This is a genomic window from Acinetobacter sp. MYb10 (assembly GCF_002980175.2).
GTDB lineage: Bacteria > Pseudomonadota > Gammaproteobacteria > Pseudomonadales > Moraxellaceae > Acinetobacter > Acinetobacter guillouiae.
In genome coordinates this window covers 2,226,620-2,243,538 of the sequence record NZ_CP058272.1, presented here as the reverse complement: position 1 = coordinate 2,243,538, position 16,919 = coordinate 2,226,620, and the positions used below count along the sequence as shown (strand labels likewise).

Genomic DNA, 16,919 nt, shown 5'->3' with positions numbered 1-16,919 from the left:
ATCGGTTTCCTCAATACTGGTTAAACCAGATTTATAATCTTCATAAATACGATGTGTGTCTTCTATGACACATATTTGTTCCGCTACATCGTGCAACATCTTATAGTGACGTACAAGTATTTCATGGTTATTTCTCTGTGACTGTAAAGTCAAAGAAAAAAGGATTGAAAGCTGTAAGTGTATTGAGTGTAAACACTTTTCATTGAAAAATAAGGATACAAATAGTCAAAATCGTAAAAACTTGTGTCCAATAAAATGGCAGTCAAAATATGACGGAAATGCCATTTATATTTTTAAAATGTAGCGAAAAGATTGAAGTGCAGACTTGATCTTGAATGAGACGTGATTGAATGTGTGGTTAAAACTACAGTTATTTAGAATGTTTTTAGTATTTAAATGCAATATGACTCTAAATGATTTAAACCAATAAACGCACTGCATGTTTTGTTAATGGTGATATTTTTATGGCAATCACTCGCCCCAAAGCCGATCCACAATGTCTTCTACCGAATATTCAAAGTATCGTTCTGCTTGATCTTTATTGCGTTGAAACAATTGATGCTTAAATGCTTTAAAATTGAGTTTTAAAAAATTGTAGAAATAGCCCCCAGAGAAAATGGTGCGGAGGTAAAAAGCATTGATGAATTCATTTGCATGTTGAGTATTAAAATCTGTGCTTTTAATCTGCTGGACGATTTCAGTAAGTTCTTGTTTTGAAATATTGTGGATGATTTTAGGCTCAGGTAGGCAAATATCAAAGCTTAAATTTTCGATGCCTTCGGCTTCCCACCACTCCCAAAGATCGTATTGAGAAATTTCTTTACTGGTAATTTCTGTGAGCTTTTCACTGAGTTTTTGATATTCAAGCGAATCTTCATCACCAAACTTATCGCAATAGTCGGTGTAATTAGCAATCAATTTGAGTACGAGCGGGTAATGTTGTTGTGCTGTTTCAAAATCGGGTTCTATTTCTGTACGAAGTTTATTCATCGTTTGCTATGTTTAAATGATCAAAAAGTTTTAATGGTGCTATCAATAAGCGACAAGAAAAGCATAATTTCTAAAATGAAGTCGAGAAATGAGAAATTAACGTTTTAAGCCCATTTTCACAGATTTACCGCTCTCTTTCACCAATTTATCTCTCTCGCCAGTATGACCTTCTAAATGAAAACCGTCGTTTATTTTTACTGGGAAGAGGAGGGTAAATTGGATGATTCAAACGGGTAGGCTAATTAAACTCGCCCACTGAGCGCTCTTTTGCCCAGTCACGTAAGATAAATTTTTGCAATTTACCTGTCGATGTTTTTGGAATCTCACAAATCACTACACTTTTAGGGACTTTAAAGCGTGCCAAATGCTGTTTGCAGAATTCAATCACCTCTTCAGGTGTGGTTTCTGCACCTTGTTTAAGTTCAATAAAGGCACAAGGAACTTCTTGCCAACGTGGATCGGGTTGCGCAACCACTGCCGCAGTCATAATTGCAGGATGAGTATAAAGAACCTCTTCAACTTCTAAAGATGAGATATTTTCACCACCTGAAATAATGATGTCTTTTGAACGGTCCATAATTTTTGCATAACCATCGGGCTGGCAAACCGCTAAATCACCAGTATGAAACCAGCCACCTTTAAAGGCTTCTTCTGTGGCTTTGGTATTTTTTAAATAACCTTTCATGACAATGTTGCCACGGAACATAATTTCTCCCATGGTCTTGCCATCATTAGGCACAGGTTGCATCGTTTCAGCATCCAACACACGCATACCATCTTGTAATGGATAAGGTACACCTTGGCGCGAGTGTAATTGTGCTTGCTCTTGAATAGACAGGTCACTCCAACCTGCTTGAGATGCACATAATGCAGAAGGGCCATAAGTTTCAGTGAGACCATAGACATGATTGACTTGAATACCAATATGATGCATTCCTTCAATAATTGCCGCAGGCGGTGCAGCACCAGCCACCATTACTTCTACATGATGTTCAAATTTAATTTGTTGTTCTTTCGGGGTGTTGATCAACATCGATAAGACAATCGGTGCACCACAGAAATAGTCAACTTTGTATTGATCAATGAGTTGATAAACTAACTCAGGATCAATTTTACGTAAGCAGATATTGGTACCGCCGTTGGCTGCAACAGTCCAAGCAAAACACCAACCATTGCAATGGAATAGCGGAAGTGTCCATAAATATTTACAACGTGGCGTCATACCACAGGCGATGATATTACTGGCCGCATTGATATAAGCACCACGATGGTGATAAACCACGCCTTTCGGATTGCCTGTAGTGCCAGAGGTATAATTTAGACTAATCGCATCCCATTCATCCTGAGGTAAATGCCATTCAAAATCTGCATCGCCACCTTTTAGCCATTCCTCATATTCAATTTGACCAATACGTGCTGTAGCATCATTGTTTTCGTATTCCTCATCTGCAACATCAATGATATAGATCTGTTGAGCAATAAGCGCTACCGCTTCTTTAGCCAAAGCCGCAAACTCAGGGTCAACCAAAAGAACTTTGGTTTCAGCATGCTCTAACATAAACGCAATGGTTTTGGCATCTAAACGAGTATTCAGCGTATTTAAAACAGCACCAGCCATAGGGACTGCAAAATGCGCTTCGACCATCGCAGGGATATTGGGTAAAAGAACAGAAACGGTATCGTTTTTTTGAATCCCAAGATTTTGTAATTGATGGGCAAATTGACGACAACGGGTATAGGTGTCACGCCAAGAGATATGACGAGCACCATGTACAATCGCATCTTGATTTGGATAAATGTAGGCTGCACGCTCTAGATAACGTAAAGGTGATAATGCTACAAAGTTTGCAGGGGTTCGTGGTAATTGATCATAGGCACTGACCATGTTTAGCTCCATCTATATTTGTTCTAATTTCCGTGTTTAAAAGATATGCATAAGCCTGTCAGAATTCATTTAGGCTTTAGTCGAGTACTCCAGCTAAATATGCATCGTTATACATCTTTACCCTTATTTAAATATTTTTTGGAATATTTAATTTATTGAATTAAATTAATATTTTGTAAGCTTAATATAAATATTAACCCTGATTTTATGCAGAATCTTATTTCAAACCACGTCATTCAAATACGAATAACTGAACCCAACAGTTTCGCTTTTTTGTATTCCGTTGGCGAAGATCCAGTCCATTTTTTAAACGCACGACGAAATTCTCTTAACTCACTAAAACCAAGATTGAAACTGATTTCACTCATCGATTGATTTTCTTCAATCCACTGTTTGGCTTTTTTTTCTAACACTTGTTGCTTTAATAACTGAAAATTTAGCCCTTCATTGAGTAGTAAACGCCGTAAATGGCGTTCGCTAAAATGAAAATATTGCGCTGCTTGTTGCATATCAAAGCGTTCAGGTAGATGGCTTTCAACCAAATGTGCTAACACTTTTGCCAAACTGTGTTGATTCATTTGATCAAATTGTTTTAAAGCTTGATCACAAATCAGAATTGCACTTTGATAATTGACAGGACTATAGTTTTTGAGGCTTCTCGACAAGAGTGTTTTGTTAAATCGGATGACATTTTTAGCCGTTTTAAAATAAATTGGACAATTGAAAATTCTTTGATAATCATTGATATATGCTGAATGATCATAGCTCAGTTCCAAGCTGATTAACTCATAGCTATGGTCTAGCATCATATTGACACAGGTAATAATACTGGCAAAAACTTCATCACAGAAAAATGCTTTTAGCTCACCACAGTTACTTCGCTCAGAAAGTTCAATTTCACAATAATCATCAACAAGATTGACGGTTAAATCTAAGACACTGCCTGAAATGGGATGATAGTGCAGTGCGGTCTCCAATGCTTCAGCCACCGTTTTACAGGCTTGCATGGCAAAGCCCAAAATACCAATTGAAATCTGACCTTCACTACTGCCCAGCAATAAACCTAAATTTTGTTGCTGGGTATCTTTAACTGCGAGATGAATAACCTCACAGAGTTCTGAAAAACCAACAAAACCATGCCCTTGGCGAATTTGTTCCAAGTCTAAATTTTGTGCTGCGAACCAATTGTCATATTGCCAGTGTTGTTGTTCTGCATAATGAACCAAACTCGTCAGTATCATTGGTGGAATATAAAATTGAGTATTGGCAATTTCCTTTTGCTGCAAGCTCATAAAGTCCGCTTCGCCCCCCATATTATTGTTGCTTTTACCCTAGTTGGTATCGCATATTTTTGATTAAGATTCAATCTACTTCTGGTATTCGCTGATATAAATTCGCTGACATAAAAAAGATAAAGGATGACTGCATATGTTTATGGTGGGTTGGGATAAACAAGAAATAAACATTCAGCCACAAGGTTATGCCATGTTTGGTTATGGTATGTGGTCGCATCGTGCTTATCAAAAACGTACAGCATTGTTTGCTCGTACATTCACTATCCGTCGTTTAGCTTTAGAACAACCCATTATTTTTTGTTGTCTGGATTTTGGTTGTATTACTTATGCGATCCGTAGTGGTGTTGTTGAGCGCTTAAAACAACAATTAGCTGAGCAATTTAATGAACAGTATTTGGTCTTGATGGCAACTCATACTCATTCTGGCCCTGGCGGTTGTGCTTATGAAGTTCTATACAATATGCCGACCCCAGGTTTTGTTCCAGAGCATGTCGAAGCTGTAGTAAATGCGGTCATGCTCAGTATTTCCAATGCCTTAGACACTGAAAAAGAAACTGAACTTCGTTATCAACGTTGCCAATTCCCTGATGATATTCCAGTGGCATGGAATCGATCATTGCAGGCATATAATCGTAACCCCGATGTGATTCAAAGAACCGAAGCAGAAACCCATCTCGCCTTAAACCGTGAAATGCAATTAATCGGTTTTTATCGTGATGATCAATTATGTTCCTTTATTTCATTATTTGGAGTGCATGCAACCTGTTTGAGTAGTCATCTCAAAGCACATGATGGTGACAATAAAGGCTATGCTGCTGCGTTAAGTGAACATTATCTATTAACACAAGGTATTCCAAACCCTGTTGCCATTTTCGCACAAGCAACAGCAGGAGATGTCTCTCCACATTTTCATGGCCCCAAACAAGATGCGATTCGCAAGAAAATTAAGGGCGAAAGAGAATATCAATATGCTGAGCAAAATGGGCGTTATCAAAGTGAAATTGCGATTAAAGCACTGACTATACCGCTTGAAAAAAATACCAACAATGCGATGGAAGCATGTTTACTCCAAGGCAGTGTCGATGCTGTTTTATCTTATGTAGATCTGAGTCAAGTCGATGTGCCGAGTGAATTTAGTCAGGGGATACAAGGCGCTAAAACCAGTGCAGCTTGCCATGGCGTCGGCTTCTTCGGGGGAACGCCTATAGATGGTAAGGGGACACCTACAGCGATTCTTAAAGTGATGTCTTTACTTGCTAAGCGAGTACGTAAGCAACGTTTAGCAAACCCGAATTCTCTGCAGTACAGCAAATATAAAGCACTCTATGACTCACAATTCCCGAAAGAGATTGTTTTAGAAAGTCCGGATAATCAGTTGCTGGGTAAAAGTTTAGATTTTTCCCCAAGCATTTTTGATCCTTTAATTGCAGAAATGAATCGCCAAGTTAAAGCAGGTGCCATTCAAGACAGCCCACTGGTTCCAAGTGTTATTCCGCTACAGATTATCCAAATTGGTCAATTGGCTTTGATTTGTTGCCCCGGAGAAATTACCACAACAGCAGGGCAACGTGTAATTCAGACTGTGGCAAAACAGTTCTCAAAGCATCGTGGTATTTCAAAGGTTGGTTTAGTGTCTTATTGCAATGATTATATGGGCTATATCACCACCAATGAAGAATATCAGCAACAAGCTTATGAAGGTGCACATACCTTATATGGTCAATGGACACATGCGGCAATTCAGTACAACTTTCAGCAATTGGCAACGCAACTGAATCTAGATAAATCTCAACGCGAATATGACCAAATCACACGGCCCGTAGCGATTCCACCACACGAAATAGAAAAAAGAACAAATCATGGCAATTTAAAAACTGCTGTACGCTAAAGGATGAGCATTATGAATCAATTGATTAATCAAGCACCGAACAAGCACAAATTAAATCAGCAAAAATGGAACAATTGGTCGGGCTATCAACAGTCTCACCCTGAGCAGATTTTAAAGCCTGAAAGTCTTGATGAGTTAAAACACATTGTCCAAACCCAAGCAAAGATTCGAGTGGTGGGAGCAGGGCATTCATTTACACCTTTGGTGAGTACCGATGCAACATTGCTGTCTTTGGATGGTCTTTCTGGTGTGGATCAAGTCAATACTGAATTTGCCCAAGCCAGTATTTGGGCAGGAACACGATTATTTAATTTAGGGCAATATTTAGAACCGATGCAGCAGTCTTTAATGCAACAGGGCGATATTGACCAGCAAAGTTTAGCTGGTGCTGTTTCAACGGGAACACATGGTACAGGTGTAGGCCTACATTGTATTTCAGGTTATGTGCAAGCATTTGAATTACTTACAGCATCAGGAGAAATTATTCATTGTAATCGCCTTGAAAATCCAGATATTTTTGCAGCAGGACGAGTGTCTTTAGGGAGCTTAGGGATTTTGACTAAAATCACCATGCAGAATAAACCACGCTATAAACTTAAAGAGCAAGTTAGACTGTGTGCGGTCAAAGACTTTATTCAAAATATTGACCAATGGAAAGCACAACATCGGCATATCGAGTGTTTTGCATTTTCTCATGCAGATAAATTGATTTTAAAAACTTTAGATATTACTGAGGATGAGGTTCAACCGCGCACTGAATCATGGCCATCTGAGGATACGTTATTAACCTTATGTTGCGAGTTAACCAAATCTTTTCCAGCATTGAATCGAAAACTACAAAAGCTCTTAGGCGTTTTTATTAAGCCAAGCACATTTGTTGATTGGTCAGGCAAGATTTTCCCGACACCACGTGAAACGAAATTTAATGAAATGGAATATCAGATTCCAGTTGAATTGGGTGTGGAATGTTTGCAAGCTGTTCTAGCTGCGCTAAAAAACTCAAAAGCACAAACCTTTTTCCCTGTGGAGTTTCGATTTGTCAAAGGTGATGATATTTGGTTAAGTCCGTTTTATCAGCGGGATTCTATTTCCATCTCAGTACACCAATATTATAAGCAAGCACCTAGACAATTATTTGATGAAGTTGAGTCGATTTTGCAACATTATCAAGGGCGACCACATTGGGGGAAAATGCATAGTATGACAGCAACACAACTTAAAACCCTATACCCTAAGTGGGATGCGTTTATGCAGTTGAGAGAACGACTTGATCCAAGCAGAAAGTTTTTAAACCCTTATTTAGAAAAGTTATTCTTATCTGAGTAATGGGTAAAGTTGAGTGAATGGGTAAAATTAAAATAGACCATAAAGGTAGACTATGAACAACTTTTTTGAGCAATTAAATCGTGATTTAAAACAGTCAAATGGTGCATTACCTCGATTAATTGTTGATGATCAGGCGCTTGAACAAAATCTACAGTACGTTGCCAAAAAGCTTAAATATGGAAGCCATTTGCAACCACGTATCGTGGTAAAGTCTTTGGCATGCTTAGCATTATTAAAAACCATTAGTCTAAAGCTTTCGACTCAACGGTTTATGGTGTTTCATATGCCACAGCTTTTGCCAATCCTTGAGAACTTTTTGGATGTAGATGTGTTGTTTGGGAAACCGATGCCTGTAAGTACGGTTCAGCATTTTTATGCGATGAATCAAAATTGCAGACAAGCTGATATACAATGGTTAATTGATTCTAAAGCACGTTTATTACAGTACCTTGGGGTTGCAAAACAGTTTAGTTTAACGCTTAAAATCAATATTGAAATTGATGTGGGTTTACATCGCGGTGGTGTTCGTTCCGATTTTGCACTCATCGAAATATTAAGATTGATTGAACAAAATCCTGAGCATTTAGTACTTGCTGGCTTGATGGGCTATGATGCCCATGTGACGAAGCTGCCTTCAGTGATTAAAAAGATTGATGTCGCGTATCGAGAGTCACAAGACATTTATCAAAATTATAAAAATATTATTCAACAGCAGTTTCCACATTTATGGCGAGCTGATCTTTGTTTTAATGGTGGTGGTAGCCCTACATTTTATCTCCACGTGGAGCAAAGTGTGTGCAATGATCTTTCTTTTGGTTCGATGTTGCTTAAACCAAGTGACTTTGACAGTGATGGATTAAGTGTTTTACAAGCTGCGCTATGGATTTCAACCCCTGTTTTAAAAGTGCTGCCATTTACCCAGTTACCTGGATTAGAAGTTTTAGATAAATTACCCCATAGCTCTAAAGCCTTATTTGTTTATGGTGGATATTGGATGGCGCATTATGTTTATCCGCGAGGGATTCATCCGCATGCACTTTATGGGCGGAGTACCAATCAGGAAATGGTTAATGTGCCTAAAAACACTGAAATAGCCGTTGATGATTTTGTATTTTTAAGACCCACACAAAGCGAAGCGATTATTCCTCAATTTCATAAATTATATTGTTATAAAAATCGAGATTTTGAAGCATGGGAAACCTTTAGAGAGTAATGCGCCAAAAAGAGGAAGTTGATGGATAATCAAAAGTACAATTTAAATCAGAATAAAGAATAATTTTAAGACAAAGGTTTATAAATATGCTGTAAAGGTGTAAAATTCGACACACTTTTTATTTTGTTCCACCGATTTTATCTTGAGGATCTTCCTCGATCATAATCTCGCGGTGACATGCTCCATTGTACGGGGCATCACTCCTTAAGGATTTTTAAATATGCTTATTATCACATTGCCAAATGGAGATCAAAAAAGTTTTGATCAAGCTGTTTCCGTTATGGAAGTTGCTCAAAGTATTGGACCTGGACTGGCTAAAAATACAGTTGCTGGGAAAGTAAATGGTCGCTTAGTCGATGCAAGTGATTTAATTACCGAAGACTCAACCTTACAAATCATCACTCCAAAAGATCAAGACGGTGTAGAAATTATTCGTCACTCTTGTGCACACTTGGTGGGTCATGCGGTAAAACAACTCTTCCCTGAAGCAAAAATGGTGATTGGCCCTGTCATTGAAGAAGGTTTCTACTATGACATCTGGATGCCTCGTCCATTTACTTTAGATGATATGGCTGCAATCGAAGCGCGTATGAAAAAGCTCATCGATCAAGATTATGACGTCATTAAAAAAATGACACCTCGTGATGATGTGATTGCTGAGTTCACTGCACGTGGTGAAGATTATAAGTTACGTTTGATTGCTGACATGCCTGAAGAAACTCAAATGGGCTTGTACTATCATCAAGATTATTTAGATATGTGTCGTGGTCCACACGTACCGAATACTAAATTTTTAAAGTCATTCAAATTGACTAAAATCTCTGGCGCTTACTGGCGCGGTGATGCCAAGAATGAACAATTACAGCGTATTTATGGTACTGCTTGGGCAGACAAAAAAGAATTAGCAGCATATATCAAGCGTATTGAAGAAGCTGAAAAGCGTGACCATCGTAAAATTGGTAAAGCTTTAGATTTGTTCCATATGCAAGAAGAAGCACCAGGTATGGTGTTTTGGCATGCCAATGGTTGGACGATCTACCAAGTGCTTGAACAATACATGCGTAAAGTTCAACAGGACAACGGCTACCAAGAGATTAAAACACCACAAATTGTAGACTTCACTTTGTGGGAAAAATCGGGTCATGCTGCCAACTATGCAGAAAATATGTTTACGACACATTCAGAAAGTCGTAACTATGCGGTAAAACCAATGAACTGCCCATGTCACGTTCAAGTGTTTAACCAAGGTTTAAAATCTTATCGTGATCTTCCAATTCGTTTGGCAGAGTTTGGTTCATGCCATCGTAATGAGCCATCAGGTTCGTTACACGGGATTATGCGTGTACGTGGCTTTACTCAAGATGATGCACATATTTTCTGTACAACTGAACAAATTGGTAAAGAAGTTGCAGACTTTATTAAACTGACTTTAGATGTTTATAAAGATTTTGGCTTTGAAGAAGTTCAAATGAAATTGTCTACACGTCCTGAAAAACGTGTGGGTGCTGATGAACTTTGGGATGTTGCAGAAAAATCTTTAGCAGATGCTTTAGATGCTGCAAATCTTAAATGGGAAGAACAACCTGGAGAAGGTGCTTTCTACGGTCCGAAGATTGAATTTTCATTAAAAGACTGTTTAGGACGTATCTGGCAGTGCGGTACAATTCAGTGTGATTTTAACTTACCGTTACGTTTAGACGCTTCATATGTAACAGAAGATAACGATCGTGACCATCCTGTGATGTTACATCGTGCAATTCTTGGCAGTTTTGAACGTTTTATTGGTATACTAATTGAACACTACGCAGGCTTTATGCCACCATGGTTGGCTCCAATCCAAACATGTGTCATGAATATTACGGATTCTCAAGCGGAAGCTTGTGAGCAAGTCGTCGCAAAACTCAAAGAAAATGGAATTCGAGCAATTTCAGACTTGAGAAATGAGAAAATCGGCTTTAAGATTCGTGAGCGTACACTAGAGCGTATTCCATACCTATTGGTACTTGGAGATCGAGAAGTAGAGGAAGGGACTGTGAATGTTCGTACTCGCTCTGGAAAAAATTTAGGTACTATGTCAATAGACGCATTTATTGACCTAGTGAAAGCAGCCGTAGCCGAACGCGGCCGGTATATTGTGGAGTAAGAAAGATTAAACAGCCTGACCGTAACCAACAACAAGGTGCTAAAAGTAATCGTCCTGCATTAAATGATGAGATCAAAGCGAAAGATGTGCGTCTCGTTGCTGCAGATGGAGAGCAAAAAGGCATCGTTTCACTTGCTGAAGCTTTGCGTGCTGCTGAAGAAGTTGATCTTGATCTTGTTGAGATCGTGGCGAATGCAGAGCCACCTGTTTGTAAAATCATGGATTTCAACAAACATTTATTTGACTTGAAGCAAAAGCAAAAAGATGCGAAAAAGAAACAGCATCAAGTTCAAGTGAAAGAAATTAAGTTGCGCCCTGGTACAGACGTTGGTGATTACAATGTTAAGTTGCGTGCTATTCTGAAGTTTCTTGAAGAAGGCAACAAAGTCAAAATTACTCTACGTTTCCGTGGTCGTGAAATGGCTCACCAACAGTTGGGTCTTGCACAATTGCAAAAAATTGAAGCAGACGTAGCAGAGTTTGGTATTGTTGAACAAGCACCAAAAATGGAAGGCCGTCAAATGGGTATGTTACTTGGACCTAAAAAGAAAAAGTAATTACTCATCTGTTAAAAAGCACTGCATTAAGCAGTGCTTTTTTACGTTAAAATGCGGGTAAATTAATCTGAATCGAGTGGAGTTGATATGTCATCTATTCAAAATTCAAATGCGCTATCGAGTATTAACCAAAAAATTATTCAAGCAGGTGAGGTGTTGCCTGTGGTTAAGTTAAAGGATGGTAGCGCTGTACAAACGGGTACAGTGGCAACCATGTTGCATAATATCAATCTGTATAACTCAGGTGTACGTGGAGAGATTGAGCAAGAACTGATCCTCGCGATCCCCACCTTAGTGAAAGTTGGTTTATTTGACTTATTTAATCCAGATGAATGGATATTGGGAAACAATGCTGGTCGTAAATTTGTGGGGGAGAAGGCTAAAGCATATATAGATGCAATTGCTGAAGTAGATATTTGAAATTAATATCATAATATGAGAACGTGCTGTATTTAATAAAATGCAATAACATAATTTTAGAATAGATTATTAGAATAATCTCTTTTTATAGCATACTGAATCAAGCCAATTCATGTTATAAAAGTAAACGATTAACGCAATAAAATTCAGAAAATACATGAAAACGAAGAAGGATGAAATATGATTGATCTCTATTATTGGGGTACTCCCAATGGTCATAAAATTACCATTGCACTTGAAGAAATGGGTTTGGATTATCAGATTTTTCCCATCAACATCTTAGAGAATGACCAGTTCCAGCCCGATTTTCTTCGTATCTCACCGAACAACAAAATCCCCGCGATTGTCGATCAAGATGGCCCAAATGGTGAGCCGATTTCAGTATTTGAATCAGGCGCAATCTTGCAATATCTTGGCCGTAAAACAGGACTGTATTATCCAAGCGATGAGCAAGATCGTGTTGAAGTCGAACAATGGTTAATGTGGCAAATGGGTGGGCTAGGGCCGATGTTAGGGCAAAACCATCATTTTGGTAAATTTGCTAAAGAAAAAATTCCTTATGCAATTGATCGTTATGTTACTGAAACTCAACGTTTGTATGGTGTTTTAAATAAGCAGCTCATTGGACAAAAATATGTGGCTGGTGAATATTCGATTGCAGATATGGCCATTTTACCGTGGGTATTACGCTATGAGTGGCAGCAAATAGAGCTAGATGATTATCCTTATGTTAAAGAATATATTGAGCGTTTAACTGCGCGCCCAGCGATACAAAGAGCGCTATCAATCAAAGTGTAAAATGTATTTTATGTTAAGATGAGAAACCACGTTACGTGGTTTTTTATTTTTTAAATAATCGATTTTTGGATGGTTGGCAGGCTTTAGTCATGAAAGATTTCTTTTTGAACTTTACGAAAATATTAGAAACGAATCCAAAAATCTACTGGAGTATTATTGTCGGTATTGCAGGTTGTTTAATGCTCTATATTGCGGAAATTGTGCATATCCAAAATATTTTAGAGCAATTAAATGGTCAAGCGTCAGCACTGATTAGAAGCGTGATCGACCCGATTGCGCAACGTTATCAATGGTCTCGGATTATCTTTATGTTGTTGGCAATCATTTGGGCACATTTTCAGTATCGTAAAACCAAAAAAATGCTAAATTTAGGGTGATTGAACTGTTAGTAGTACATTCAACAGGGGGGAGTATGAAGCAAAACTTTGTTTGGCACTTCCTTATCTCTTTTGCCGTGATGCTAATCACAGCAATGCTTTGTAGCATCTTGCAGTATCACTCCGCATATGATTACTTCTGGTTTATTATTTTTAGCATCGTGAGTGTTTCAGGCTTGGTTTTTGCTATGGTCTTTGGCATTTTTCAAAGTAAATTACAGCAAAGTCTTTTGAATACCACGATCTTACTCGTTTTGCTTTCGCTTTATTTTATTGTTTTATTCTACGGCTTTATTCATATCAAAATTGATTGGCAAGCGATTTCAGAGGGTAAAGCTCAACTCACATTGTTGCAGAAATTTTTTAAATCAGATCTTTCATTTTGGTTGGCTTTTCTGGCTCCCTTTATACTGTCATTCTTGACTTATACCTTAAAACCTAAACCCAACTTTAGCTAACTTTATGGCTTATCTTCTCTTATTTTTTTCCGCATTTGGTGCTGCTACTTTACTCCCGTTGCAGTCAGAAGCTGTATTGCTTGGGCTACTGGTACAAACACAATATTCTGCATATTTACTGCTTGCAGTTGCGACGATTGGCAATGTTTTAGGTTCATGCGTGAATTGGTATTTGGGACTTAAAATCGAGCAGTTTAAAGATAAGAAATGGTTTCCTGTCTCTGAAAAGAATATGCTCAAAGCAGAAAAAATATATCAAAAGTATGGCTTTTGGTCTTTGTTGTTAAGCTGGACCCCAATTATTGGAGATCCAATCACACTTATTGCAGGGCTAATGAAAGAGAACTTTTGGCGTTTTCTATTGATTGTGACTATTGCAAAAGGTGGTCGGTATGCTTTTATCTATTTGGTGTATATCGGATTATTTTAATAAAAAGGTTAAAGACACAAAACTATCTTTAACCTTAAAAGACGCATCTTGATGAATTTATTTACATTCATTGATTTTAAATTGAATCTCATCATTGAAGCTGGATTGTTTATAGATCCATAAAGTACGATAAGAACGTTTTACATTGATTGATGCATGCTCTACGGCTGTAAGTACTTGTTGATCAAGTGCATTAATACCAGAACGTTTAGTTAGCTTAACTTGGGTAATTTCGCCTTGTTTATTGGTTTTAAATTTAAACTTTACTGTACGATCTTTATTCTTTAATAGTGATTGATCCAGTGCAAGTTGTGGTTGTTTTAAATAAACAAAGGCAACCGACTTATCGAGTTGTTGTTTGTTCCAATTCTTTGAATTAAAGCTATATGTACATTGCTTAGCGCGCTGAACATGATCCGTTGCATTCTCTAGCGTTAAGGTAAATGTTTGATAACCGACTAAAGCAATGGCTTTTCCATTTTTTGAATAGGGTTTTACTTTTGCATTTTCCACAGCATCTACAAGTTTCTGATCCAATGCACGGATGCCTGTACTTTCTTGGATATCGGCCTCTGTGACTTCACCAGCGTTATTGGCTTTTACTCGAATGATCGCTGAACGCTCTTGATCTTTTAATTCAGTGATTTGATAGTTAATTTGAGGAAATTTGACCCATTGTATGCGTGTAGTTAAATGTTGAGGATCATTTTGTTCAGATTGCTCCCCTTTGACCTTTATTGTAGGAAGTTTATCCGCACTATAGCTATAGGTTGAAAGGCACAATAAACAAGTGGTAAAAAGAGCTTTATTCATAGGTTTGGCAATCCATGCAGTTTAATACGCATGAGAGTAGTTTAATTGCGCAAAGTATTTATCGAATTTTGTATTCTCGCAATAGAAAATGCACCCGAAGGTGCATTTTTTTACTGTTTTTTATTCAGCCAAACTCATTATTCTTGGCCTTTGGTGATGTCTACTTTGAATAAATCAGAAGTTTTTACCCAACTTATTGCGACGACAGCCAAGGTCATACACCCACCAAATACAGTGGCTGTGATTGTTCCTAAATATTTTGCAGCCAGCCCAGATTCAAATGCGCCCAATTCATTACTCGATGAAACAAACATCCCATTCACCGCAGCGACACGACCACGCATATTTTCAGGTGGGTAAACTTGCAAAATGGTTTGGCGTACAACCACTGAGATACTGTCACAAGCACCAGTCATAGCCAAAGCAAATAAAGAGAGCCAGACGTTGTTTGAGAATGCAAAAATAATGGTAAATACCCCAAAACCAGCAACAGCAATCAGCATATTTCGCCAAGCATGATGTGTAGGTGGAAATTTGGTTAAAGCGATCATGGTTATTAATGCACCAATAGAGGGGGCCGCACGTAAATAACCTAAACCTTCAGGTCCAACTTTTAGAATATCTTCTGCAAAAATTGGCAGTAGGGCAATCACACCACCAAACAGCACTGAAACCAAATCTAAAGATATGGCCCACAGTACAATTTTAGTTTTCCAGATAAAGCGAAAACCTTCACTTAAACTGTCCCAAAGATTGTCTTGTTCCATAGTTGGAAAAGTACGCTTCTTTAATAAGTTAATCAGACAGAAGCAAATAAATAAAAGTACTGCTACCGAGAGTAAGCTGTTTTCACGACCGATTCCTGCCAGCATAAAACCACCCAGCATTGGGCCAATAATGACACCACTTTGCCATCCAATCGTGGTCCATGTTGCACCATTGGCATACAGTTCACGAGGAATTAAAAATGGTTTTAATGAGGTTGCTGATGGATTGTAGAAACCTCGGATGGTACCCAAACCAAAAATAACCGCATAAATCCCCCAAGACAGTGTAGTCACACCAATTTGGCCATGATCATAACTGTGAAATAACCACCAAAGCACCAATGGCAAAGGGAAGGAGAAGAATAAGCAAACTTTCATTATGGTTTGTTTATTCAGCTTATCTGCAAAATAACCGCCCCAAAGCGACAGCGCAATAAACGGGATTGCTTCTGCTAGTCCAATCAAACCCAAGGTAAGCGGATCTTTGGTAATTTGATAGAGTGAATAGGCAACAATAATTTCTTGAATTAAAATTGCGAGTGTTAAACAAAATTGATTGATGGTAACAATTGAGAAATCTCGATAGCGAAGCGCAGCAAAAGCATCCTGTGCAGGGGTCATAACTGTCCAGTTTTATCATGATGTGATGATTATAAAGATTTAATCCTGATTTTTCTTATAAAACTAGGTGAAATTTACATCGAAAATTACATTGGAGAATTGTGAAATTGTTGGATGTTTTGCTTTTGTTTTGTACAGAGATGATTTAGAATACTGCCTCCCTTACCTGCAGGTCGTTGTCGCAATGGTGCGAACGTACCGAACAGGTGTTTAAAGAGGTTGTTATGGCTAAGTTAAAAACTCGCCGTGGTGCAGCTAAGCGTTTCAAAGCGACTGCTAACGGTTTCAAGCGTAAACAAGCGTTCAAACGCCACATTTTGACCAAAAAATCTGCTAAACGTATTCGTCAATTGCGCGGTTGTGTCATGGTTCACGTAAGTGACATGAATTCAGTTCGTCGTATGTGCCCATACATCTAAGGAGATTATAAATGGCTCGTGTAAAACGTGGTGTACAGGCTCATCGCCGTCATAAAAAAATTCTTGCTCGTGCTAAAGGTTACTATGGCGCGCGTTCACGTGTTTATCGTGTAGCGTTCCAAGCAGTAATTAAAGCAGGTCAATACGCTTACCGTGACCGTCGTCAAAAGAAACGTCAATTCCGTGCTTTATGGATTGCGCGTATCAATGCTGGTGCTCGTCAAAATGGTTTGTCGTACAGCCGTATGATCGATGGCTTGAAAAAAGCTCAAGTGATCATCGACCGTCGCGTACTTGCTGACATCGCTATGCATGACTCAGTTGCATTTGCTGCTTTAGCTGAAAAAGCTAAAGGCGCATTAGCTGCTTAATCATCTTCGATGATTAAAAAAGACCGCTTTTATAGCGGTCTTTTTTATGCCTAAAAATTTATTTTCAAACTCTTGCCGGAACTTTTCGAGATGAGTTTTCATTGAGTTTGATTGTTCGAATACAGCGCTAATCAGTAAAATTTGTGTT

Annotated in this window: 17 protein-coding genes; 12 read left to right on the top strand and 5 right to left on the bottom strand. The window is 38.3% G+C overall.

Annotation, left to right across the window (positions count from 1 at the left end; genetic code table 11):
* Nucleotides 1-471: 471 nt before the first annotated feature.
* The 3 genes from CQZ96_RS10435 to CQZ96_RS10425 all read right to left on the bottom strand — a co-directional run bounded on the left by CQZ96_RS10435 (nt 472) and on the right by CQZ96_RS10425 (nt 4,167).
* Nucleotides 472-990, bottom strand: a complete 519-nt coding sequence (locus CQZ96_RS10435; RefSeq protein WP_105713316.1) for a hypothetical protein — start codon at nt 988-990, stop codon at nt 472-474.
* 238 nt (nt 991-1,228) lie between these two features.
* A complete protein-coding gene (locus CQZ96_RS10430) occupies nt 1,229-2,875 on the bottom strand; it encodes an acyl-CoA synthetase (protein WP_105713315.1) in 1,647 nt (548 codons plus the stop codon).
* Between the two features lie 236 nt (nt 2,876-3,111).
* A complete protein-coding gene (locus tag CQZ96_RS10425) occupies nt 3,112-4,167 on the bottom strand; it encodes an AraC family transcriptional regulator (RefSeq protein WP_035371711.1) in 1,056 nt (351 codons plus the stop codon).
* Between the two features lie 136 nt (nt 4,168-4,303).
* On the opposite strand from CQZ96_RS10425, the gene CQZ96_RS10420 reads away from it, so the two are divergent.
* The 10 genes from CQZ96_RS10420 (at nt 4,304) to CQZ96_RS10375 (ending at nt 13,780) form a co-directional block, all read left to right on the top strand.
* Entirely contained in the window at nt 4,304-6,058 is a 1,755-nt protein-coding gene (locus tag CQZ96_RS10420; protein ID WP_105713314.1) for a neutral/alkaline non-lysosomal ceramidase N-terminal domain-containing protein, read from the top strand.
* Nucleotides 6,059-6,070: 12 nt separating this feature from the next.
* The gene (locus CQZ96_RS10415; RefSeq protein ID WP_105713313.1) at nt 6,071-7,384 is read left to right on the top strand and encodes a D-arabinono-1,4-lactone oxidase; all 1,314 of its coding nucleotides are present in this window, start codon (nt 6,071-6,073) and stop codon (nt 7,382-7,384) included.
* A 52-nt stretch (nt 7,385-7,436) separates the two neighbouring features.
* Nucleotides 7,437-8,597 carry an alanine racemase gene (locus CQZ96_RS10410; RefSeq protein ID WP_105713312.1) on the top strand — a complete coding sequence of 387 codons (1,161 nt, stop codon included), beginning with the start codon at nt 7,437-7,439 and terminating at the stop codon, nt 8,595-8,597.
* A gap of 220 nt (nt 8,598-8,817) precedes the next feature.
* On the top strand, nt 8,818-10,740 hold the full coding sequence (thrS, locus tag CQZ96_RS10405; RefSeq protein ID WP_105713311.1) for a threonine--tRNA ligase: 1,923 nt from the start codon (nt 8,818-8,820) through the stop codon (nt 10,738-10,740).
* Between the two features lie 5 nt (nt 10,741-10,745).
* Nucleotides 10,746-11,297: a translation initiation factor IF-3 gene (infC, locus tag CQZ96_RS10400; RefSeq protein WP_081401514.1), complete on the top strand. Its 552-nt coding sequence runs from the start codon at nt 10,746-10,748 to the stop codon at nt 11,295-11,297.
* Nucleotides 11,298-11,384: 87 nt separating this feature from the next.
* Nucleotides 11,385-11,717: a DUF7709 family protein gene (locus CQZ96_RS10395; protein ID WP_004723073.1), complete on the top strand. Its 333-nt coding sequence runs from the start codon at nt 11,385-11,387 to the stop codon at nt 11,715-11,717.
* 180 nt (nt 11,718-11,897) lie between these two features.
* The gene (locus CQZ96_RS10390) at nt 11,898-12,515 is read left to right on the top strand and encodes a glutathione S-transferase N-terminal domain-containing protein (RefSeq protein ID WP_004723071.1); all 618 of its coding nucleotides are present in this window, start codon (nt 11,898-11,900) and stop codon (nt 12,513-12,515) included.
* An 89-nt stretch (nt 12,516-12,604) separates the two neighbouring features.
* Nucleotides 12,605-12,892 carry a hypothetical protein gene (locus CQZ96_RS10385; RefSeq protein ID WP_004723070.1) on the top strand — a complete coding sequence of 96 codons (288 nt, stop codon included), beginning with the start codon at nt 12,605-12,607 and terminating at the stop codon, nt 12,890-12,892.
* 35 nt (nt 12,893-12,927) lie between these two features.
* Nucleotides 12,928-13,350, top strand: a complete 423-nt coding sequence (locus CQZ96_RS10380; RefSeq protein ID WP_105713310.1) for a hypothetical protein — start codon at nt 12,928-12,930, stop codon at nt 13,348-13,350.
* A gap of 4 nt (nt 13,351-13,354) precedes the next feature.
* Nucleotides 13,355-13,780 carry a YqaA family protein gene (locus CQZ96_RS10375; protein ID WP_105713309.1) on the top strand — a complete coding sequence of 142 codons (426 nt, stop codon included), beginning with the start codon at nt 13,355-13,357 and terminating at the stop codon, nt 13,778-13,780.
* A gap of 57 nt (nt 13,781-13,837) precedes the next feature.
* Here the strand turns inward: CQZ96_RS10375 and CQZ96_RS10370 are convergent, their stop codons facing one another.
* Both CQZ96_RS10370 and CQZ96_RS10365 read right to left on the bottom strand, forming a co-directional pair.
* Nucleotides 13,838-14,593 (bottom strand): energy transducer TonB family protein, encoded by a 756-nt coding sequence (locus tag CQZ96_RS10370; RefSeq protein ID WP_105713308.1) that lies wholly within the window; start codon nt 14,591-14,593, stop codon nt 13,838-13,840.
* 137 nt (nt 14,594-14,730) lie between these two features.
* Nucleotides 14,731-15,981, bottom strand: coding sequence for an MFS transporter (locus CQZ96_RS10365; RefSeq protein WP_004723063.1), 1,251 nt, complete (start codon nt 15,979-15,981; stop codon nt 14,731-14,733).
* A gap of 224 nt (nt 15,982-16,205) precedes the next feature.
* On the opposite strand from CQZ96_RS10365, the gene rpmI reads away from it, so the two are divergent.
* Entirely contained in the window at nt 16,206-16,400 is a 195-nt protein-coding gene (rpmI, locus tag CQZ96_RS10360) for a 50S ribosomal protein L35 (protein WP_002054552.1), read from the top strand.
* Between the two features lie 11 nt (nt 16,401-16,411).
* Nucleotides 16,412-16,771 (top strand): 50S ribosomal protein L20, encoded by a 360-nt coding sequence (gene rplT / locus CQZ96_RS10355; protein ID WP_004723060.1) that lies wholly within the window; start codon nt 16,412-16,414, stop codon nt 16,769-16,771.
* The last annotated feature ends 148 nt before the right edge of the window (nt 16,772-16,919 follow it).